This is a genomic window from Kutzneria sp. 744 (genome assembly GCF_000568255.1).
In the GTDB taxonomy this organism is placed as follows: domain Bacteria; phylum Actinomycetota; class Actinomycetes; order Mycobacteriales; family Pseudonocardiaceae; genus Kutzneria.
Genome location: NZ_KK037166.1, coordinates 785901 through 806819 on the forward strand (window position 1 = coordinate 785901; position 20919 = coordinate 806819).

Sequence of the window (20919 nt, forward strand, 5' to 3'; positions counted from 1 at the left end):
GCGGCGACGGCCCGGCAGCTGACCGCCGACCATCCGATGCGCTTCGTGACGGCGCTGCTGTCCGAGCCGGGGGCCGGCGACGAGCTGCTCGACGCCATTCACGCGGAGAATCCGCCCTGGCGTGACCACCTGCTCGCCATGGCGGCTCAGGAGCCGCGGATCCGGGACGCAGCAACCAGATCCCTGGCCGACCTGGCCCGGGACAACCCCTCATCAGCCGGCATCGCCGGCGCCGCCATGATCGCCCGGCGCGATCTCGCGCCGGCCGTCGACACGCTGCGGACGGCCCACCGGCCGCTCCTGCTGGCCTTGGCGCTCCAGGAACTCGGGCGAGCCGAGCTGTCCGCCGGCCATCGCGACACCGGCGTCGCGCTGCTCGACGAGACCCGGGATCTGTACGCGGAACTGGGCGCCGATGCCGATGCGCTACGTGTGCAACGACTTCTGCACGCCGCCGGTGTCCGACGGCGGCGCTGGCCACATGTCCCGCCGAAGGCCGACACGGGCTGGGACGCCCTCACCGTCACCGAGCGCAGGGTCGCCGAACTGGTCGCGGACGGTCACACCAACAAGTCCGCGGCGGAGGTGTTGACGGTGTCCCCGAGCACCGTCAACACGCACCTGCGGGCGGTGTTCACCAAGCTGGGCGTGAACTCACGGGTTCAGCTGACCCGGCTGCTGATCACCGACCAGCGTCAGTGACCACGGGCCGCACGCGTGATGAGGTCGGCGACCTCGACCGGGTGTGAGGTCGGCACGTCGTGCGCCGACCGCAGCGTGACGATCGTCGCGCCGGCCCGCTTGGCCTCCCACTGCTCGGCCACCGGCGGAATGGCCCGGTCCTGGCTGGCCACGATGGCGTACTTCGGGATGTCGGTCGGCGCGCCCGCGGTCACCGTGTCGCTGAAGACCGCCCCGTCGGCCGGTCGCTGCGTCGCAGCCGCGACGGCGGCGTCCGCTGCGCTCCGGTCGCCGGCGAACGCCTCGTGGAAGGCGTCCGGCTTCACGTACAGGTCGGTGCCGCCCGGGTAGCTGACGGTCTGCAGCGTGTCCGGCCCGATCAGCGTGCCCGGGAACTGGTTGTCCAACTGCCCGGCGCTCTCCCCCGCCACCGGGATGAACGCAGCCGTGTACACCAGAGCCTTCACGGCGGGGTTCTCGGCCGCGATCTGCGTGATCAGCATGCCGCCGTAGGAGTGGCCGGCCAGCACCAGCGGACCGTCCACCGTCTTGAGCAGACTGTTCAGGTAGGCCACGTCGCTCTGCACGCCCCGCAACGGCACCGCCGGCACGATCACCCGGTAGCCGGCCCGCTGCAACCGCGCCGTGACGCCGTTCCACGCCGAGCCGTCCTCGAAGGCCCCGTACACCAGCACGATCGTCGGCTTCGCCCCGTGTGACACCGCCGCCGGCTGGGCTTGCGCGCTCGCCGCCACCGCGCCACCCGACACCGCGATCAACCCGGCCACCACCGCGGCCGAGTACTTCCAGCTGTTCTTCACGATTCGCTTCCTCACCAGAGCCCGTCGGCCGATCACCGGCCGCTGCCCCGAGTCAACCGGTGTGGGCCGTGCCCCGGATCGCCCGAAGACAGGAGCTCGCGACCCCGTCTCCTCGCCCGGCGCGGCCGGTGGCGCACCTTCTCCTCACGCGAACATAGGAGGCGACTGTGCACGGTGAGATCAGGCCTTCGCCCGGGCCCGGGCGCGGGCGGGCACCAGGCACATGCTCGCCACGGCCGCCGCCACCAGCACCGCGGCCAGGACGAGCCAGCCGGTCGCGGCCAGGCCGGTGACCAGGATGCCGATCAGCCCAGGGCTGACCATCTGCACCACGGACTGCGCGGCCGCCGCGACGCCCTGGTACGTGCCGGTGCGGCCGGGCGGCGTCAGGTGCAGCGTGATCGTCCACGCCGCCGAGATGTAGAGCACCTCGCCGACCAGGTGGAACAGCGCCGCGAGCAGGATGACCCCGACCGCCCGGTAGCCGCCGGCGTTCAGCGTCGTGGCGAACAGGACGCACGCCGCGGCCAGACTCGCCCCAGAGATGCCCACGGCCCGGCGAGCTGCCCTGACCGACGTCGTCAGCCGCCCGGCGGGCACCTGCAACGCGGCGACGCCGATCGAGTTCACCGCGACCACCACGCCGGCCAGGCCGGTCGACAACCGGGTGTGGTCGCTGAGCCACAGTGGCAGGCCGGTGGAGACCATGCCCCAGCACAGACACAGCACCGCCGTGGCCGCCACCACCGCGACGAACCGGAGGGTCACACCGTGGCCCTGCCTCGACTCGTGCCCGCCGGCGGATCGCGGCGTCCCGCTGGCCGGCAGCCGGTGCACGATCGCCGCGTACACCAGCGACGTCGCCGCGTTCACCAGGATCACCACGAGGAAAGCCGTGTGGGTGTTGATCGTCAGGCACAGGGCTCCCCCGGCGGCGCCGATGGCGTAGCCGACGTGGCTGGCCGTCCGCTGCCGCGCCAGTTCGATCGTGCGGTCCTCACCCGGCACGAGATCGGCGACATAGGCGGTTTTCAGGCCGCTGGCCGCCTGGCTCGCCGCCGCCTCCACGACGCGTGTCACCAGCAGCACGGTGAAGCTGTGCACCAGGGTGTAGCCGGCCATCGCCACCCCGTTGACGGCCAGCAGCACCGCCAGCACATCGCGGTGCCCGATCCGGTCACCCAGCCGGCCGGCCGGTCCCGGCGTCAGGCACCCGACGGCCCCCGCGACGAACAGGGCGATGCCGACCTGCACGATGCCTAGGCCGGCGTCCCGGGTGAAGTAGATGGCCCAGGTCGTGTACCAGGCGCCCTCGCCGGCGGTCGTGAGCAGCACGCCCGCCGCCATGGTGCGCAGCGGGCCCCGCGGCGGCACCTGAGCCTCGCGGCGGCGTCGACGGTCACGGCGCCGGCCCAGACCGAGACCCAGGTCGTCTACGCGGCTCCCTACGGACGGGGCCAGGCGTGCACGGCGCGGCAGCCCTGCGCGAGCGTCCAGGCCAAGAGCGCGGCCGCCCGGCGGGCCGCCTTCGGCCGGCACGTCACCGTGTTGCTGACCGCCGGCACCTACCAGCTCAGCACCCCGCTCACCTTCGGCCCCGACGATTCCGGCGTCACCTGGACGGCGGCACCGGGCGCGCACCCGATGATCAGCGGCGGAACGGCCATCACCGGATGGCGGCAAGACCCGGACAACCCCGCCCTGTGGTCCGCCCCCGTGCCAACGAACCTGAACACCCGCCAGCTGTACGCCGACGGCCGACGCATCCCGCGTAGTTCCGGCGCCAGCCCGGTGTCGCTGACGCAGACCACGGACGGCTTCACCGCGGCCGACGGCACGCTCGCGTCCTGGCGCAACCCGGGCGACATCGAGTTCGTCTTCGACGGCGGCCATGGCGCCTGGACCCAGCCCCGCTGCGACGTCGCCGGCATCAGCGGCACGGCCATCACCATGAAGCAGCCGTGCTGGTCCAATATGGACTTACCGAGCACGCCGACGGCGCCGGACGGGGACAACCCGTCGGGCGGCTTCCCGGCGCTGGACAAGTCGGCGACGCCGACCAGGATCGAGAACGCCTACGAGCTGCTGAGCCCCGGCACCTGGTACCTCGACCGGACCCGGCACACCGTCTACTACGACCCACGGCCGGGCGACCACCCGGCGGCCATGCACTTCGTCGCCCCCGTGCTGCAACAGTTGATCAGCAGCTCGTCGACCGCCGCCCACCCGCTGCGCGACGTCACGTTCAGCGGCATCGCCTTCGCCTACACCACCTGGCTGACTCCCAGTGGTGACAACGGTTTCCCCGAGATGCAGGCGAACATGTACGTCCAGGGCGTGAACGGGGCGCGCACCCAAGGCCTGTGCCAGTACGTGTCCCCGCCGGGCAGCTGCCCGTTCGCCGCCTGGAGCCGCCCGCCGGCGGCGGTGGACCTGGTCGGCACCAGCAACGTCCGGATCATCGGCGACACGTTCACTCACCTCGGCGCGGCCGGCCTCGGCGTGTATCACGGGGCCCGCGAAGATGTGTTGTCCGGCAACGAGATTGTCGACGTGTCCGGGAACGGCGTCGAGTTCGGCGCCACTGACGATCCGCAGCCGACGGCCCCGGGCGAGACCTCGGTCGACAACACGATCAGCGACAACTACATCCACCAGGTCGGTGTCGAGTACACCGGGGCGGTCGGCATCTGGGGCGGCTACGCGCGCCGGACCACCATCAGTCACAACGAGATCGGCGACCTGCCCTACAGCGGCATCAGCTTCGGCTGGGCCGGCTGGCACACCAACGCCACCACGCCCGACACGAACCCGAACATCCAGGCCGACAACGTGATCGCGGACAACGTGATCTACGACGTGATGGGCGTGCGGTCGGACGGCGGCCCGATCTACACCAACGGCCCACAGGGGCAGAGCCTCGACCACGGGCTGACGATCCGGGGCAACGTCACCTTCGCCAACAAGCAGACCAGCTTCGCCAACTACAACGACGAGGGCGGCGCCTACATCACCATGGACGGCAACGTCCAGTACGCCGACGGCGGCAACTTCAACGGCGGCTGCTCGACCACCGGCCACATCATCGTCGAGAACTCGTACCGGGTCGGCGCGCTGAACGTCTACATCTGCGACAACGTGGGCACCGATTTCCGTGACGGCGGCGGCAACACGCTCATCCCGTTCAACCCGGGTCCGGGCGTCATCCCGAACGCCAAGCTCGCCGCGGCCGGTCTCGAACCGAGGTTCCGGCGCCTGTCCACGGCGACCGCGCCGGCCGTGCTGGCGGTCAGTCCGATCACCGACCACCAGGTGCTGATCTCGGGGCGCGGGTTCACGTCCGACGCCACCGTGACGATCAACGGCATGGCCGCGACCTCTGTCGTCCACAGTGGACCTAACCAGCTGACCGCGGTGTTGCCGAGCACTGTCCACGACGGCGACGTCCGGGTCAGCACCGCCGCCGGAGCCAGTCCGGTGAGCGACGCCGCCTACACCTACGACCCGAGCCTGGACATCGCACAGGGCAAGGCGGCCACCCAGTCCTCCACCGCGTTCGACGCGCCCGCCGCCAGCGCGGTGGACGGCAACACCAACGGCTCGTACTTCGCCGGTTCGATCTCCCACACCGGCGACGACCAGAACGCCTGGTGGCAGGTCGATCTCGGCGCGACGCAGTCCGTGGCCGACGTCAACCTGTGGAACCGCAACGACTGCTGCGCCGACCGCGACAGCGACTACTGGGTGCTCGTGTCCGACACACCGTTCGACCACTCGCTGACCCCGGCTCAGCAGGCCGCCCTACCCGGGGTGTGGTCGAGTCACCAGGCCGGCACGATGGGCCGGCCCACCAGGCTGCCGGCCGCCGCCACCGGCCGATATGTGCTGGTGCAGCTGGCGGGCGCCAACTATCCCGCGCTCGCCGAGGTGCAGGTGTTCCGCTGATCCGGAAGGGATACCCATGCAGCGACACGCGGCCGTCATCCGACTGCGTCCCGAACAGGAGGCCGAGTATCGCGCCCTGCACGCCGCAGTGTGGCCGGCCGTGCTCACCACGTTGACCCGGGCCAACGTCCGCAACTACTCGATCTTCCTGCGGGACGGCCTGCTGTTCAGCTATCTCGAGTACGTCGGCCAGGATCACGCCGCCGACATGGCGCGGGTGGCCGCGGATCCGGAGACCCGGCGGTGGTGGACGTTCACCGACCCGTGCCAGCAACCGGTGGACACCGCCGCGGCCGGCGAGTGGTGGGCGCCGATGGAGGAGTTGTTCCATCTCGACTGACGGTCGGCACGGTTCGGCCGGACGCCCCCGGCCGCGTTCATGCCGTGATCGGGGGCGGAGCACGGCGCTGCCGAGCACTCCTTCAGCCGATACGCCCGAGCCAGCCGTTTGTTAGCGCTAACATAACGTACCTGACAATGCCACAGGGGTGGGCGCCGTGCTCTCCCGGATGGTCAGCGCGGGGGTGAGCAGCCGGACCGCCGGCACCTCGTCGTTGTCGAACTGCCGCAGGGCCATGTCGACGGCGAGTCCGCCGAGTTGGGCCGCCGGGACCGGAACCGAGGTGACGCGGACCGGGGAGCGCTCGGCGACGTCGTCACGGCACACGGCGATGACGGAGACGTCCGTGGGCACGCGTCGGCCCAGGTGCTGGAGCACGGCCGCCAGCACGAGTTCGCTCTCCACCACCAGCCCGGTGATGGCCGGGTCCTCGGCGAACAGCTCGTCCAGACAGTGCCGGACCGCCTCGTGCGAACAGGCGCACGGCTGCCGCCGGACCCGCAGGCCCCGCTTCTCCGCGGCGGCCTGGAAGGCCCTCGTGAACCGCCTCGGATAGCCGCAGGCCCCCGCGTCCTGCACCCGCGTCGAACCCAGCACCGCGACGGCCCGATGCCCCAGGCTCACCAGGTGCCCGGCGGCCCGACTCGCCGCCACCCCGTAGTCGAGGTCCACACACGCCAGGTTCGTCGACCGGTCCGGCGTCCCGACCATCACCACCGGCCGGTCCAGCGCCATCAGCGCCGGCATCATCGGGTCGGAGCCCGGCGCGTCCAGCACGATCAGCGCGTCGGCGACCGCCGTCGACATGGCCCGGCGCAGGCCGGCCAGGCCGGAATCGTGCGTGAGCAACAACAGGTCCTGCTCGCGACCCCCGGCCGCGGTCATCGCCGCGCTCACGAACTCCGCCATCGCCGGCATGCTTCCGCCGGGCGCCAACAGGCCGAGCACGTTGGTCCGAACCCGCGGCGTCGCGGTCCGCCGATTGAGGGGGCGGTACCCGAGGCGGCGGATGCACTGTTCCACCTGTCGGCGGGTGTCGGCGGAAATCGGCCGTTTTCCGTTCAGGACGTACGACACCGTGCTCGGCGCCACCCCGGCCGCCCTCGCGACATCGATGATCGTCACCAAGTTCCGACTCCTTCGCCGTTGAATCAGCCGATGCGGACTGAAAGTAGAGTAGAGCCGGGACGGCGCACAAGCACACGCTCGCGGTGTCGACAATCGGAAAGAACCCTACTTCGTCGAATGTGTCGAACACACTGCCGAAATCGGACGCGGCCGCCGTCGCCTCGACGCCCCTCCGGCCGCGACACCGTCCTTGAACAGCACGGATCCGCCGTCGACGAGACCGGCGAGCCGGAAACCTTGACGTAACTCCACCGAAGGTCGATAGTGATTCAAGCCACAGGACACCGATCCCCCCTTCACCGGAGGTCATCGAGCGCGGATCCGCCGACATCAAGTGTTAGCGCTAACAACGGTCTGCGTCGACACGGGACAGGGCCCCAATCCCGCTTCCCACTTTCCGGCGGCTTCCCATTTCCGTGGCTCATATTCACATTCGTCCGACCGTGAAGGAGCACATTCGTGCGCAAGTCGGAAAGGTTGGTGGCCGCCACCGCCGCCACCTGCCTCGCCCTCGCCGGTGTCGGCATCGTCGGCGCGCAGGAGGCAGCTGCGGCCGGCAGCGGCCCGTGCGACATCTACGCGGCCGGCGGCACGCCGTGCGTGGCCGCGCACAGCACCACCCGGGCGCTCTACTCGGCCTACCACGGATCGCTCTACCAGGTACGACGCGGTTCCGACGGCCACACGGCGAACATCGGTGTGCTGTCGACCGGCGGCCCGGCCAACGCCGCGGCGCAGGATTCCTTCTGCGCCAACACGAGCTGTGTCATCACCGTGATCTACGACCAGTCCGGCCGCGGCAACAACCTCACCCAGGCGCCCGGCGGCGGCGCGGCCGGCGGACCGGACAACCTGGCCAACGCGACCGCGGCGCCGACCACGGTGCAGGGCCACAAGGCCTACGGCGTGTTCGTGGCACCGGGCACCGGCTACCGCAACGACCACACCTCGGGCATCGCCACCGGCGACGGGGCCGAGGGCGAGTACGCCATCTTCGACGGCACGCACTTCAACAGCGGGTGCTGCTTCGACTACGGCAACGCCGAGACGAGCAACAACGACACCGGCAACGGCCACATGGAGGCCATCTACTTCGGCAACAACAAGATCTGGGGCTCCGGCAGCGGCAACGGCCCCTGGATCATGGCCGATCTGGAGAACGGCCTGTTCTCCGGCGTGAACCAGCACGTCAACACCAACGACCCGAGCGTGAGCCACCGCTACCTGACCGCCGTGGTCAAGGGCGGGCCGAACAAGTGGGCCATCCGCGGCGGCAACGCCCAGTCCGGCGGCGTGTCGACGTTCTACAGCGGAAAGCGGCCGAACGTCTCGGGCTACAACCCGATGCACAAGGAGGGCGCGATCATCCTCGGCATCGGCGGCGACAACAGCAAGGCTTCCGCCGGCACCTTCTACGAAGGCGTCATGACCGCCGGCTATCCGTCCGACAGCACCGAGAACTCGGTGCAGGCCAACATCGTCGCCGCCGCGTACCACTGACCGAGCGCGCGGATCGCCGACGACAGAACGGGATCGGCCGGCCGCCGCTGCGGCCGGCCGATCTCAGTTCAGGTGCCAGAGCTGGTTGTCACCGGCGCCGCAGGTCCACAGGATCAGCTTCGTCCCGTTGGCCGTCCCGGCCTGGCTGGCGTCGAGGCACAGCCCCGACTGCGCGCCGCGGATCGTCCCGTCGGAGTTGACGCTCCACTGCTGGTTGCGCTGGCCGTTGCAGTCCCAGATGACCACCGGCGTGCCGGCCGTCGTGCCGGCGTTCATCGCGTCCAGGCACTTCGTGCCGCCGTACACCGTGAACTGCTGGCCCGCGGTACGCGTCCAGCGCTGGTTGTCCTGCCCGTTGCAGTCCCACAGCTGGGCCTGCGTGCCGTTGGCCGTCGCGTGGTTGTCGATGTCCAGGCAGCGACCGGATTGCTGGCCCGTGACCGCGGCGACCCGGGTCCCGGCGCCCGGCTTCTCGGCGCCGGCGACGGTCAGCAGCACCGCCTGGTGCGCCGGCACGGTCACCCGGTAGCTGGTGGTCATCGAGCCGAGGTCGGTCGCACCCCAGACATCGCGGACGGCGGCGGTGTCGGCGAGCCCGAGGTCCGCGAAGCGAACGTCGATCACGCCGGCGCTGTCGGTGCGGTTGAGCGCCACCACCGCGCGACGGCCGGAGCCGGCCAGGACCTTGCTGTAGACCTGGCGGCCCTCCTGGTCCTCGGCCACCTTCACGCCCTGCCTGCCGAGCGCGTCCTGGTCGATGGCCAGAACCTCCGGTTGGCGAGCACGGCTCGGGGTCCCGCTCATCGTGGCGATGTTGTTGCCGGCCAGCAACGGAGCCCCGGAGATCGCCCACAGGCTCATGTGGGTCCGGTTCTGGGCCGCGGTGAATCCCGGCAGGCCGACGACGAGCATGTCCGGATCGTTGTAGTGGCCGGGGCTCTGCGCGTCCGGGTGCATGGCGGCGTCGAAGTTGGCCAGCACGTGGTCCATGGACGGGCTCTGTCCCCAGATGATCAGGTCGTCGCTGTCCCGCCACAGGGTGGACATGCCCGGCGCCCAGTTCCACGGGGCCTGGCGGCCCCAGTCGCAGATGGACAGCAGCAGCGGCCGGCCGGTGCTGGCGGTGGCCCGGCCGATCGAGTCGCTGATCGCCTGGTACGTGCTGCGCGCATCCAGGCCCTCGTGGTCGCCGCCGCACCAGTCGACCTTCACCAGGTCGAATCCCCACCGGGAGAACTGGAGGAAGTCCTGGTCGTAGTGGCCCTCGCTGCCCGAGCCGGGCGCCGCCGGGCGCCCGGTCGGATAGTAGTAGCCGCAGCCGTCCCGGCCGGCGTCGGTGTAGATGCCGGCCTTGAGCCCCTTGCTGTGGATGTAGTCCACGACGGCCCCCATGCCGCCCGGCCAGTCAGCGCTGTCCACCGTGATGTCGCCGGCGGCGTCCCGGGTACCCTGCCACCAGCCCTCGTCGATGTCGACGTACTGGTAGCCGGCGGACTTCAGGCCGCCAGCGACGATCGCGTCGACCTGAGTCCTGATCGCGTCGGCGTTGATCGCCGCGGCGTAGGTGTTCCATGATGCCCAGCCCATCGGCGGCGTCGCCGCGGCGACGGACGGCACGGGTGCGCTTGTCGACGGACGACCGGCGGCCGTCGAGGACTGCGCCACGGCCAGGGACAGCACCGCGATCCCGATGGCCATGGCCCGTCCGAGAAACCCGCGACCTCGGCGACGCCGCTCGATGTTCACGCTGGCTCCCGATCAGGACGAGGACACGGAAAAGCTGTTGGACGTGAAGCTCCGCGCCGTGCCGGTCGAGGTGATCTCGAAGCCGAACTGGACGTCGCCCAGCGTGACGTCGCCGAACCAGCCCTTCGACTTGATCCAGTTCAGCACCGCCTTGACGTCGACCGACCCCGCGTTGGTGTTGCCGTGGCGCAGGAAGGAGAACACCGCGTTCGAGCCGTTGGATCCCTTGTAGACGTCCCAGGTGTGGCCGCCGACCGAGACCGTGGTCTGCAGACTGCCGATCGGCCCGACCGCGCCGGTCTTGTTCATCCACAACATGATCTCGTACGCGTTGTTGTTCGCCCAGATGTCATAGGCGGTCTCGTAGGCGCCGGCGCCCGGCACCGAGACGTTGAAGGAGCTGGTGACACTGCCGAGGCTGCTCAGCTGGCGGCCGATGGTCCGCCCGGAGTGCGGATAGGACTTCACGCCGCCGGTGTTGGGCTGGTTGGAGCTGACTCCCCAGTTGCTGTACGAGTTGGCCCAGATCGACTGCGGGCCGGCGCCGCTGCCCCAGACGTCGTTGGTGATCGTGTATCCGCCGTTGGACCAGGATCCCCATTTGTCGGACGAGGACCAGGTGGCGGCCTGGGCCGATGTCGCGGTCAACACCACGGTGGCCAGCGCGGCCACTGTGGGCAGGATGTAGCGCAGGGTTTTACGCATCGAATTGCCTTTTCTTCCGGGCGACATTGCGCGGATACGGTCGTCGAACTTCCTTCGACGGCAAGGCTTGCGGGTCGATCGGGAGTTTCCGTCGAACCGATTGCACTGTCGCAGGCCGATCGAGCCGCGGTCAAGAACCGGTGTTCACCGGCCGGACCGGACCCGCCGGCGTCCGGCCGCGTCGGCCTGGGTCTTCGACGAAGTTTCGACGAAACGACCGAAAACGGGGGGTGTCGAAGATTCGACGGTCCATTTCGCACAGTGCGTCCGGGACCGCGTCCGCCGGCGGCCCCACGACCGGCGGGTTCGGCCTTCCGGGGGAAAACATGAGAATTCGACATGTTCGATGGGCGGCGGTGTTGACCGGGTCGCGTCCAGCGTAAACACTGCTGCTCCACATGATCGAAGGTCACCGTCCGAACGGGGTGGTGGCACTGGGGCGGGGGTGACGGTGCGATCCGCACGCGAGCTTCACGACGGCCGGTCCGACTGTGCTCGAATCGTCGATCTCGAGCTGACCCGGCTGGGTCCGGCGGCTCGGATCGCGCTGCTCGGGCACCTGCAGCCCGCCATCGAGCGGTTGGACCTGCCTCCGACGGATCTCACCGTGCACACGGTCACTGAGGACCTCGGCACGGCCTTCCCGTCGCCGCTCGGCCTGGGCAGCAGCTGGAATCCGAAGCTGGCCCTGCTGGTCGGCGCCTCCGTCGCCGACCAGATCCGGGCCGCCGGCGCGGGCCCGGTCCGGGAAATACCCCTGCCGGTCCCGCTGGAGGATCCGCGGTTGGGCCGCAACGACCAGCGCCACGGCGAGGACCCGTTGCTGTGTGCCAAGCTCGCCGCGCTGCACGCGTTGGGCATGCGCGGGGCGGACGAGGATCGGACGCGGGTCGCGCCCGTGCTGTGGTGGGGGGACAACGCCGACACCAATCCCCGCGAGTCGTTCAACCTCCGGCTGATACACGAGCACCAGCTGACGGTCTTCCGCGCCTGCTTCGAACTCGGCGGCCCGGTCGGCGCGGTGCTGTCGGCGGAGCGTTTCGGGCCGCGCCGGCGATGGCCGCCTTCCTGATCCCGACCCGCACGATGCGGTCTCAGATATAGCGTTGACTTGTAATAGCGAATAGAGGTGCTCTCAGACTTACTAGGAATTCAGCGGTACCGCGCGTTGATGAACAGTCTTAATGCCCACGCTTAAGTAATTGTTTTGTACGACCTGGAGTGTTGTTAGTACGTAGGAACACTCGAAAGAGGGCCACAATACCGACAGCAAGCTTTCCTGATCCGGGAGATCGTCCGCACCTGGAGCGACGAGGACACCCTGGTGTGGTTCGAGGCCAGGTCGGCCCCGGCGCGCGGCGCCGCGACCGAGGCGCTGCGGATGGACGTGGACGGCTTCCTCGGGCCCTGGCGGGCCGGCATGGAGCTGGTCGAGGCCCACCGGGCCGGCGCCGTGGCGGACTCGCGGCTGGCCCTCGCCGCCCGCCGGATGCTGACGCTTCGCTTGCGGCTGGAGGCCGCCGACGGTCCGACCGCCGACCCGGCCGCCCATCAGATGTTGGCCCTGCAGGCCGCTCGGGAGTCGATCGTCCTGCTCCGCAATGACGGCCTGCTGCCGCTGCTGACCGGCGTCGGCCTGCGGATGGCCGTGCTCGGGCCGCACGCCGAGGAACTCGCGGAACAGTTGCGCCTGCGCGTCGAGGACGTCCAGCACGACACCGGCGCGGACCGGGTTCGCCTCGTCGCCGCCGACACCGGCCACCCGCTCGATGTCGAGTTCGAGATGACCGAGTGGCGGCCCGGCCGCTACGCGCTGCGGGCCGGCGACCTGACGTTGACCGCCGAGCAGCAGCCGGACGGCACGCTTCTCGCCGGCGACCTGGCTTCCGGGGCGTATCTGACGGTGGACGAGTCCGACCGGACGACCTCGACCACCGCCGACCGCGCCCTGGCCACGCCGCTGCGCTGGGAGGTCCTGGTCGACGGCGCCGCCCGGGCCGCGGACCTGGCCCGCAACGCCGACGTCGTGGTGCTGGCCGTCGGCGACGACCCGAGGCCGGACGACACCCGTCAGCAGGTCCGCCGGACCCTGAACCTGCCGGCCCGACAGGAGCGTGTCGTGCGGAGGCCCGGGCCGCTAACGCGAACAGCGTCCTCGTGGTGCTCAGCCCATACCCCTACGCCCTGGGGTGGGCGGACAACCACGTGCCGGCAATCCTGTGGTCCGTCCCCAGTGGACTGAACACCCATCGGGCCGTGGCCGAGATCCTGTTCGGCGAGCAGTCGCCGGCGGGCCGGCTGCCGCAGACCTGGTACCGCTCCGACGCGGACGTGCCGGCCGATCTCGACCGGGACACCGTCGCCGGCGAGTGGACCTACATGTACACCCGCCGCGAACCGCTGTACGCCTTCGGCCATGGGCTCACCTACACCACGTTCGCCTACGGGCCGTTGCGGCTCAGCGGTTCCCACCTGCGCGACGACGAGGAGCTGGCGATCTCGGTCCAGGTGCGCAACACCGGCTTCCGGGAGTGCGCCGAGGTCGTGCAGCTCTACACCCGGCAGCTCCGGTCGGCGGTCGCGCAGCCGAACAAACAGCTGCGCGACTTCCAGAAGATCACCCTGGCCGCGCAGGCCAGCCGCACCGTGACCTTCCTGCTTCGCACGTCGGATCTGGCCTTCTGGGACGTGACCACCCAGCGGTGGGTGGTCGAGAGCGGCACCCACGAGATCTGCGTCGGCCGGTCGGCCGACGACCTGGTCGGCACCGCCGCCATCACCGTGCACGGCGCCACCGTGTCCGGCCGGAAACTGGCCGCCGGCCCCGTTCCGGCGAGCACGGCCGACATGACCGCCGGGATCGCCATCGTGGACACCGACGAACGGGACTGCCCGGTGCTCTCGCCCCTGCGACCGGGCGCCTGGCTGGGTTTTCTGCGCTGCGAGACCGCCGGCGCCCGACGCTGGGGCGTGGTCGGCGACAACCTCGGCGACCGGCCGGTCATCGTCGAACTGCACGCCGACTCGGCCGACGGCCCGGTGCTGTCCCTGCTCGCCGTGCCACCCGCGACGGCCCGGCACCCGACGGCAGTGACGGCCGCGCTGCCGCCACTGCCCGAACGCTGCGACCTGTTCGTCGTGTGCGCCGCAACCGGTCTCCGGCTGTCGGTGATCACGTTCGACTGAGCCGGGAACCGGCCATCACCGCTGGGTGTAGAGGAATCCGACCTTGTCGACCTCGTCGCCGGTCCGGCCGTGGAAACCGGCGATCTGCCAGCCGTCGGGCGCGGTCCGCGTGACGCAGTCCGAGGTGTCCTGGCCGCCGGCCAGGGTGTGCCCGAGGTTGGTGGTGAAGCGGGCCGAGAAGATCCGCGTGTGGCCCTGGTAGCTGCCCTCGCACAGGGTCGCCGATGTGACGTATTCGTTGCCGGCCAACGCCAACGACGCCGGATCGCCGCCGGTGCCGCCGTGCGTGAGGGTGGCGCCGTTGTCCAGCGTGATGCCGAGCTGGTCGATCCGGGCACCGCTGCGCAGCGACAGGGTGCGGACCCGCGCCGCGGCAGGAACCGAGGCGACGTCGGTGAAGTAGTCACCGTGCGGGCCGCCGAACTGCTCGGACAGCCGCAGCGCCGGATTGCGCGACCAGCTGAACTTCACGGTGATCGGGTCGTGGTCGGACAGCATCTTGCCCGAGTCGTCCAGGAACTTCGCGTGCTCGTTGTTGTAGTAGGTGGCGTTGAGGTTGACGAGCTTGCTGCTGCGGTAGAGGACCTTGTCCACGACCTCGCAGTCGTTGGTGACGGCCTGCTCGTCGCACAGCAGCGCCGGGCTGCCCGCCGCCGGAGCGCTGCCGCCCCGGACCAGCTGCACCCACGCGTCGGTAAGTCCGTTGCTGGCCCCGAAACCGGCGATGGTGTCGGCGGCACGGGTGTAGCGGGTGTTGGTGTCGCCCATGACGATCACGGCGTTGCCGGCCGAGTGCGACTGGATGAAACCGCTCAGCTGAGCCAGGTTCGACGCCCGCGACGACTCATCGCCGTCATTGGTGCCGGCATTGGTGTGCAGGTTGTAGACGTCGACGTAGACGCCCTCGGCCAGCCGCGTCCGCATGAACGTGAAACCCTTGGGGGTCAAGCAGTCCCCGGAGTCGAGCTGGCACGAGTTCCAGTGCGCGCGCTCGAAGTCGTCCCCGTCGTACGGCAACGACGACAGCGAGTTCAGGCCGCTACCGACGCCGGCGCCACCGCTGGTCGGCGTGCGGTACGCGTGGTTGTCGGCGGCGTAGAGGGCGGCGTGGTAGTTGAAGTCCTCCTCGACGTGCACGAGGTCGTACGGGCCGAGCCGCTGGCCGATCGCGGTGGTAGCCGACTGTCGGGGCGTCGGGGCGCTGGAGATCCCCTCCGGCAGGCCGGCCACGTTGAGGCTCAGCACGGAGAAGCTGCCGCCGTCGACGCCGTCGGCGTGGCCGACCGCCGGCACGGCCAGCGCCGCTAGGGCCAGGATGACCGCTGTGGCCACGCTTCTCTTCACGATTGCTCCTTCTGGATGCGGATCGACAGGCAGTTCGAGCTGTAGGTGGGCACCGCCCGCAGGCCGGGGCGATTGATCTTGATGGCGGCGAACCGCCCGTGCAGGCGGCAGGCGCTGAGCACCCGGACCGGCTCGCGCGGCACCGAGGAGCCCACGAGGATCTCGAGCACGCCACCCGAGACCACAATGGACTCGCCGGACAGCACGTCTCCGAGCCGGACCACGAGATGGCCGCCCGACTGGCGGTAGTCCCCGCCGCACAGGCCCCGGCCGAGGCTCAACGCGCCGCCGACAACCTCGACCGGACCGGAGCCGAGCGCGGTCGGCGTCGCCGCCACCACCGTGCCGGCCTCGACCCGCGTGCCACCCCGGTAGTGGTTCGAACCCATCAGCGTGAGCGTGCCGCTGCCCGACTTGACCAGGCCGCCGGCGCCGCCGATGTCGTTGCGCCAGCTGTCATCGGCGCTGAAACCGCCGCGTGCCGCATCCATCTCGACGTGGACGTCGGCGTCGAAGGAGCCATAACCGTCGGCCGCGGCGAACAGGTTCAGCCGTCCCCACTGTTCGGGGCCGTCCATCAGCTGGTTGCCGGCCGGGAAGGCCGTCGTGCGCAACACTTCGCGGCGCTGGGCCGGGTCCAGGTACGGAAGACGGGTCTCCAAAAGGACTTCCGCGCCCTTCGGCACACTCATCGGCGAGCGCGCGGCCGTGCCCGGCAGCCCATAGGTCGAGTGCGCGGCGACCATCGCCGCGTTCGCCTGCCGGTTCGCGTACTCGTCCGGCCCGGTATGCGCCCGCGCGTACAGCGTGTCCGCGGTTGTTCCCGTCTCCGCGGTGAAGTAGCGCAGCGCCTGGTCACGCGCGGCCGTCCTGAGCGTGGCGTTGGCCGGGTCGGCGAGCGTCGCGGCCGCCAGCGCCGTGGCGAGGATGCGGCCGCCGATCACGTCGAGCGGCGAATGCATGCCGGCCACGATCCGGGTGTCGGCCAGGTCGTACGCCCGCGCCACCAACTCCTGGAACCGCTCCGGGACCGCGTAGGCCAACGCCAGGCACGCCAGGTGAAACGCGTTGGTGTGGCCGCTCGGGTAGCCCGCGTCGTCCGCCGGGCTCAGGCTCCGCTGCCGCAGCAGCTGCGGCGCCACCACCACATCGGAAGCGTAGACCGGGTACCCGAAGGCATCGACCCGACCGGTGTCGACAACCCGGCTGTCCGCGTTCATCCGCCACGGCCGCGGGTACTGGTAGGCGTACTTGCTCGGGTTGCCCGACGCGTAGGGCCCGCGCACCGTGTCCACCAACTGGACCACCAGGCCCAGCGCCGAATCCTCGGCCCCCGCGCCGAGCGCCGATCCCGCCGGCGCACCCGGCGGGATCACCTCGTCCACCGGGCCCGGCGGCGTCCCGTCCGGCGCGCCCGTGATGCTCGTGACCGCCTTCGCGCCCCGACGGTACAGGTCGGCCAGCGGGCCGAGGCCGCCGATCGCCGCGTACGACTGGTGCTGCCGGTCGAAGACGAACGCCCGCTTCGCCTGCGACCGGGTACGCGACCGGGTCACCATGACCACGTGTCGAACATTCGCCCGCAACACCGACGAATCCAACCCGACGCCGTTGTTCCACGCCGTTCCCGTCCGCCACAGCCGCTGCATTCCGGCGAGCGCGCGCACCGCCGCATTCGACTGCACGGTCCGGTTGGCCGAGACATTCGTGCGATAGTTGTCGACGAATGCCAACGACAACTCTTCCGCCTGTGCGGAAGGGACAACCACCGCCGGCGCAACCACGATTCCGGCCGTGACGAGCGCGGACCGCCGGAGGAACTCCCGCCGCCGCACAGTGCCTGATCTCAACTGCTTCTCCAGTACGAACCGCCCGGGAAATGGGTCGCCGACACGATGTCCGCACCGGCGACGGCGCGGCAGGACCCACACATTGTTAGCGCTCACAGTCCTCGCGGCCGTGACGAATGATCAGCCGCCCGGCACCGGCCGTCAAGAGCCGACAGAGGGGATTTCCCGGCCGGCCATCCGCCGTATACCAAGGCCGAACACCTTTCCGCAGGCCCGCCCCGAATTCGTCGAATTCGACGATCGATTCCGCACCCGGCGGCCACCCGCGGCTTCGACCTCCACGCCGCGCGGCGACGGGCCGTCCGGAGCCACGGCGAAAGTTTCACGGGCCTCGCCAGGTGGAACGGGGTGCTCACGGCCGTTGATTGACGCCCGCCGGGAAACATGCCAAGCCTCGCCGTGGCCGGGTCACCACGACACGAGGAGCTGCGGCATGCGGACGTCCCGCCGAGACCACTGGAGACGATGGGCGGCAGTGCCCGTCGTGGCGCTGATGTCCGCCGCATGGGCGGCCGGAACGACACCGGCGGCGGTGGCGACCGCGCCCGCTGCCGCCAAACCCGCGGCCATGAGCGCGTCGGTGAGCGTGAACGCCGGCAGCGCGCTCGCGACCGTGCCGAGCACCGCGATCGGGATCAACGGCTCGGTGTACGACGCCGCACTCACCGACGCCGCGGTCCCCGGACTGCTGAAGTCGGCCGGCACCAACGTGATCCGCTTCCCCGGCGGCACGGAGTCGGACATCTACGACTGGCGGACCAACACCGATGTGCAGTCCGGCCAGCGACAGGCGGTGGACTTCGACCAGTACGCCACGCTGCTCGCCCAGACCGGGGCGCAGGGCATGGTCACCGTCAACTACGGCACCGGTGACACGGCCGGCGCCAAGCAGAGCCCGGCCGAGAGCGGCGCGCAACTGGCCGCCGACTGGGTGCGCTACGCCAACGTCACCCACCACCTCGGCATCAAGTACTGGGAGATCGGCAACGAGATCTACGGCAACGGGACCTACGGCGGCAGCTGGGAACCCGACCAGCACTGCGCCACCGGGGCGAACCCGACCAACTGCGGCCCGGCCGTCTACGCGCAGAACGCCAAGGCGTACATCAGCGCGATGAAGGCGGTCGACCCGAGCATCGTGGTCGGCGTCGTGCTCACCGCGCCCGGCAACTGGCCGGACGGCATCACCTCGGCCGGCAGCCCGCAGCCATGGAACCAGACCGTCCTGTCCGCGCTGGGCAACCAGATCGGGTTCGCCGACGTGCACTGGTACCCGCAGAACCCGAGCACCGTCACGCCGCCGGGGCCGACCGACGCCGGCCTGCTCGCCGCCGACGCCCAGATCCCGGGCATGGTGTCGTCCCTGCGGGGGCAGCTGCCCCCGAACCTGCCGATCATGATCACCGAGACCAACTCGGTGTCGTCCAATCCCGGCAAGCAGACGGTGGGCATCGTCAACGCACTGCACCTGGAGCAGGACTATCTCGGCTGGCTGGGCCAGGGCGTCGCGAACGTCGACTGGTGGCAGATCCACAACGGCATCGTCACGACCGGCGACAACGGGCCGTCGTTGTACGGCACCGCGACCTACGGCGACTACGGCGTGCTCTCCGACGCGACGTGCGACACGGCCAACGGCGCCACGGTGTGCGAACCGGCCGTGGACACGCCGTTCCCCGCCTACTACGGCCTTCAGTTGCTCGGCCGGTTCATCCACCCCGGGGACACGCTGGTGTCGGCGTCCTCCACCGCCTCGCTCGTGCAGTCCTACGCGGTGAAGGCGGCGGACGGCTCGCTGCGCGTCATGCTCGTCAACGACGACCCCAGCACCAGCTACACGGTCAACCTCGCCTACACCGGCTTCACGCCCAGTGGCGCCGCACCGACCGTGGCCACGCTCGCGCCGCCCGGCACCGGCATCACCACGACGACCACCGGCACCTCGGCGTCGCAGACGATCGCCCCGTACACCGCGACGATGATCACGCTCCAGCCCGGCACGTCCGGCACGCCCGGCGGCTGCAAGATCACCTACCAGCCGAACAACTGGTCCGGCGGCTTCACCGGCGGCGTGACCGTCACCAACACCGGCGCCACGCCGTGGTCGGGTTGGACGGTGGCCTTCACGTTCGGCGGTGACCAGAGGATCACCAACGCCTGGAACGCGACGGTGAGCCAGTCCGGCGCGCACGTCACCGCGGTGAACGCCGGCTACAACGGCAACGTCGCCGCCGGCGCGTCGACATCGTTCGGTTTCCAGGGCAGCTGGTCGAGTTCGAGCGCGCCCCCGACGGCATTCACGGTCAACGGCATGGCCTGCGCGAGTTGACCGACCGGCGGCTGGTGGTTCGGGGCCGGCCACCAGCCGCCGGGTACGACCTTCCTCGGCCACGTCGGCGTCACCCCGGTCGACGCCCACCGACGTCAGGACTGACATGGATGCGTTACGCCGCAGGACATCCGCTTGGCATCTCGCCGCGACCCTCGCCGCGCTCGGCGGCCTCGTGCTCGCCGCGGTCGTCGTGCCGAACGCACGGGCCACGAGCGACCCGCAGCCGGCCGCGACTCCGATCTGCCAGGTCACCGACCAGATCAACCAGTGGGCGGGCGGGTTCACCTCGACCATCACCGTGACCAACAACGGCCCCGCCGTCGCCTCGTGGACGGTGACGTGGACGTTCGGCGGCAACCAGCACGTGACATCGGGCTGGTCGGCGCAGGTGACCCAGACGGGGACGGCGGTCACCGCGACCAACGAGCCCTACAACGGCGCGATTCCCACCGGCGGATCGACGAGTTTCGGTTTCCAGGCAACGTATGCCGGCACCAATGACGTGCCGGTCGACTTCGCGGTGAACGGACAGCCCTGCAACGACCGCACCCCACCGACGACCACGACCACGACGCCGCCGGCCGGCTCCGGGTGTGCGGCGTCCACGGCCATCCGCTGCGACGGGTTCGAGGACCAGACCGGTCCGGCGCCGTCGGGACGCTGGAGCACGGTGACGCCCAACTGCGCGGGCGCCGGCACGGCGGCGATCACCACCGCCACGGCGCACACGGGCACGCATTCGTTGCAGGTCACCGGGGCGGACGGCTACTGCAACCACGTCTTCGTCGACGACACGACCGACCCTCCGGCCGCGAGTCCCACCTGGTTCGTGCGGTTCTGGCTCAAGCACACCACTCCGCTGCCCACCGGTCACGTGACGTTCCTGGCCATGAACGACGGCGCGGCCGGCGACACCGACCTCCGGCTCGGCGGCCAGAACGGCGCCCTGATGTGGAACCGGCAGTCCGACGACGCCACGCTGCCCGACCAGAGCCCGGCCGGTGTCGCGCAGAGCGTGCCGCTGCCCGTCAACGCCTGGACGTGCGTGGAGTTCTCCGTCAGCGGCACGGACGGTCAGATCCACACCTGGGTCAACGGGTCCGCGGTGCCCGGCCTGACCGAGGACGGCGTGCCCACCTCGAACATCGACGACCAGTGGCTGGGGCGCGCCTGGCGGCCGAAGCTGACCGATCTGAAGCTGGGTTGGGAGAGCTACGGCGGCGGTGGTCCGGACGGGCTCTGGTTCGACGACGTGGCCCTGGGCACCAGCCGGATCGGCTGCGGCTGACCGGAATCACTCCGGTCCACTGTGGATGACAGGTGGACGCGCACTCCCGGCGA

General features: G+C 70.4%; 15 protein-coding genes and 1 pseudogene. 9 read left to right on the forward strand and 7 right to left on the reverse strand.

Translation table 11 applies throughout. The features are described from left to right. Positions 1–702: helix-turn-helix transcriptional regulator (locus KUTG_RS03445; protein ID WP_043714832.1), on the forward strand; the 702-nt coding region annotated here is incomplete at its 5' end. Here KUTG_RS03445 and KUTG_RS03450 read toward each other — a convergent pair. Together KUTG_RS03450 and KUTG_RS03455 are read right to left on the reverse strand one after the other, a co-directional pair. Beyond that, entirely contained in the window at positions 696–1502 is an 807-nt protein-coding gene (locus KUTG_RS03450) for an alpha/beta fold hydrolase (protein ID WP_232240631.1), read from the reverse strand. The two genes, KUTG_RS03445 and KUTG_RS03450, sit on opposite strands and share 7 nt — an antisense overlap. A gap of 180 nt (positions 1503–1682) precedes the next feature. After that, positions 1683–2876: an MFS transporter gene (locus KUTG_RS03455; protein ID WP_052393860.1), complete on the reverse strand. Its 1194-nt coding sequence runs from the start codon at positions 2874–2876 to the stop codon at positions 1683–1685. A gap of 171 nt (positions 2877–3047) precedes the next feature. Between KUTG_RS03455 and KUTG_RS52855 the strand changes: the two genes are divergently transcribed. Continuing rightward, positions 3048–5447, forward strand: a complete 2400-nt coding sequence (locus KUTG_RS52855; RefSeq protein WP_052393861.1) for a galactose-binding domain-containing protein — start codon at positions 3048–3050, stop codon at positions 5445–5447. A gap of 16 nt (positions 5448–5463) precedes the next feature. Beyond that, positions 5464–5787 (forward strand): L-rhamnose mutarotase, encoded by a 324-nt coding sequence (locus KUTG_RS03465; protein WP_043714833.1) that lies wholly within the window; start codon positions 5464–5466, stop codon positions 5785–5787. A gap of 117 nt (positions 5788–5904) precedes the next feature. Here the strand turns inward: KUTG_RS03465 and KUTG_RS03470 are convergent, their stop codons facing one another. Next, positions 5905–6912 carry a LacI family DNA-binding transcriptional regulator gene (locus tag KUTG_RS03470; RefSeq protein WP_232240632.1) on the reverse strand — a complete coding sequence of 336 codons (1008 nt, stop codon included), beginning with the start codon at positions 6910–6912 and terminating at the stop codon, positions 5905–5907. 462 nt (positions 6913–7374) lie between these two features. Here KUTG_RS03470 and KUTG_RS03475 point away from each other — a divergent pair, with 462 nt between their 5' ends. Further along, entirely contained in the window at positions 7375–8415 is a 1041-nt protein-coding gene (locus KUTG_RS03475) for an arabinofuranosidase catalytic domain-containing protein (RefSeq protein WP_369794430.1), read from the forward strand. A gap of 63 nt (positions 8416–8478) precedes the next feature. Here KUTG_RS03475 and KUTG_RS03480 read toward each other — a convergent pair whose 3' ends face one another. Continuing rightward, positions 8479–10161: a glycoside hydrolase family 27 protein gene (locus KUTG_RS03480; RefSeq protein ID WP_232240633.1), complete on the reverse strand. Its 1683-nt coding sequence runs from the start codon at positions 10159–10161 to the stop codon at positions 8479–8481. A gap of 12 nt (positions 10162–10173) precedes the next feature. Next, on the reverse strand, positions 10174–10866 hold the full coding sequence (locus tag KUTG_RS03485; protein ID WP_043714841.1) for a glycoside hydrolase family 12 protein: 693 nt from the start codon (positions 10864–10866) through the stop codon (positions 10174–10176). Positions 10867–11317: 451 nt separating this feature from the next. Between KUTG_RS03485 and KUTG_RS03490 the strand changes: the two genes are divergently transcribed. The 3 genes and pseudogenes from KUTG_RS03490 (at position 11318) to KUTG_RS52865 (ending at position 14052) form a co-directional block, all read left to right on the forward strand. Next, complete coding sequence (locus tag KUTG_RS03490) at positions 11318–11938, forward strand: glycoside hydrolase family 3 protein (RefSeq protein WP_198046990.1); 621 nt, start codon at positions 11318–11320, stop codon at positions 11936–11938. A 570-nt stretch (positions 11939–12508) separates the two neighbouring features. Beyond that, a pseudogene (locus KUTG_RS52860) lies at positions 12509–13236 on the forward strand (glycoside hydrolase family 3 C-terminal domain-containing protein); the annotation flags it as partial. Between the two features lie 9 nt (positions 13237–13245). Further along, positions 13246–14052, forward strand: coding sequence for a fibronectin type III-like domain-contianing protein (locus tag KUTG_RS52865; RefSeq protein WP_232241414.1), 807 nt, complete (start codon positions 13246–13248; stop codon positions 14050–14052). A gap of 15 nt (positions 14053–14067) precedes the next feature. Here KUTG_RS52865 and KUTG_RS03500 read toward each other — a convergent pair whose 3' ends face one another. Beyond that, positions 14068–15396: a jacalin-like lectin gene (locus KUTG_RS03500; RefSeq protein WP_157494305.1), complete on the reverse strand. Its 1329-nt coding sequence runs from the start codon at positions 15394–15396 to the stop codon at positions 14068–14070. Continuing rightward, positions 15393–17246 carry a phosphatase PAP2 family protein gene (locus KUTG_RS65650; protein WP_043728129.1) on the reverse strand — a complete coding sequence of 618 codons (1854 nt, stop codon included), beginning with the start codon at positions 17244–17246 and terminating at the stop codon, positions 15393–15395. Before KUTG_RS65650 ends, KUTG_RS03500 begins: the two co-directional genes overlap by 4 nt. Positions 17247–17679: 433 nt before the next feature. On the opposite strand from KUTG_RS65650, the gene KUTG_RS03510 reads away from it, so the two are divergent. Then, complete coding sequence (locus tag KUTG_RS03510; RefSeq protein WP_084578846.1) at positions 17680–19575, forward strand: cellulose binding domain-containing protein; 1896 nt, start codon at positions 17680–17682, stop codon at positions 19573–19575. Between the two features lie 106 nt (positions 19576–19681). Continuing rightward, complete coding sequence (locus KUTG_RS03515; protein WP_043714850.1) at positions 19682–20866, forward strand: cellulose-binding domain-containing protein; 1185 nt, start codon at positions 19682–19684, stop codon at positions 20864–20866. Positions 20867–20919: the final 53 nt, after the last annotated feature.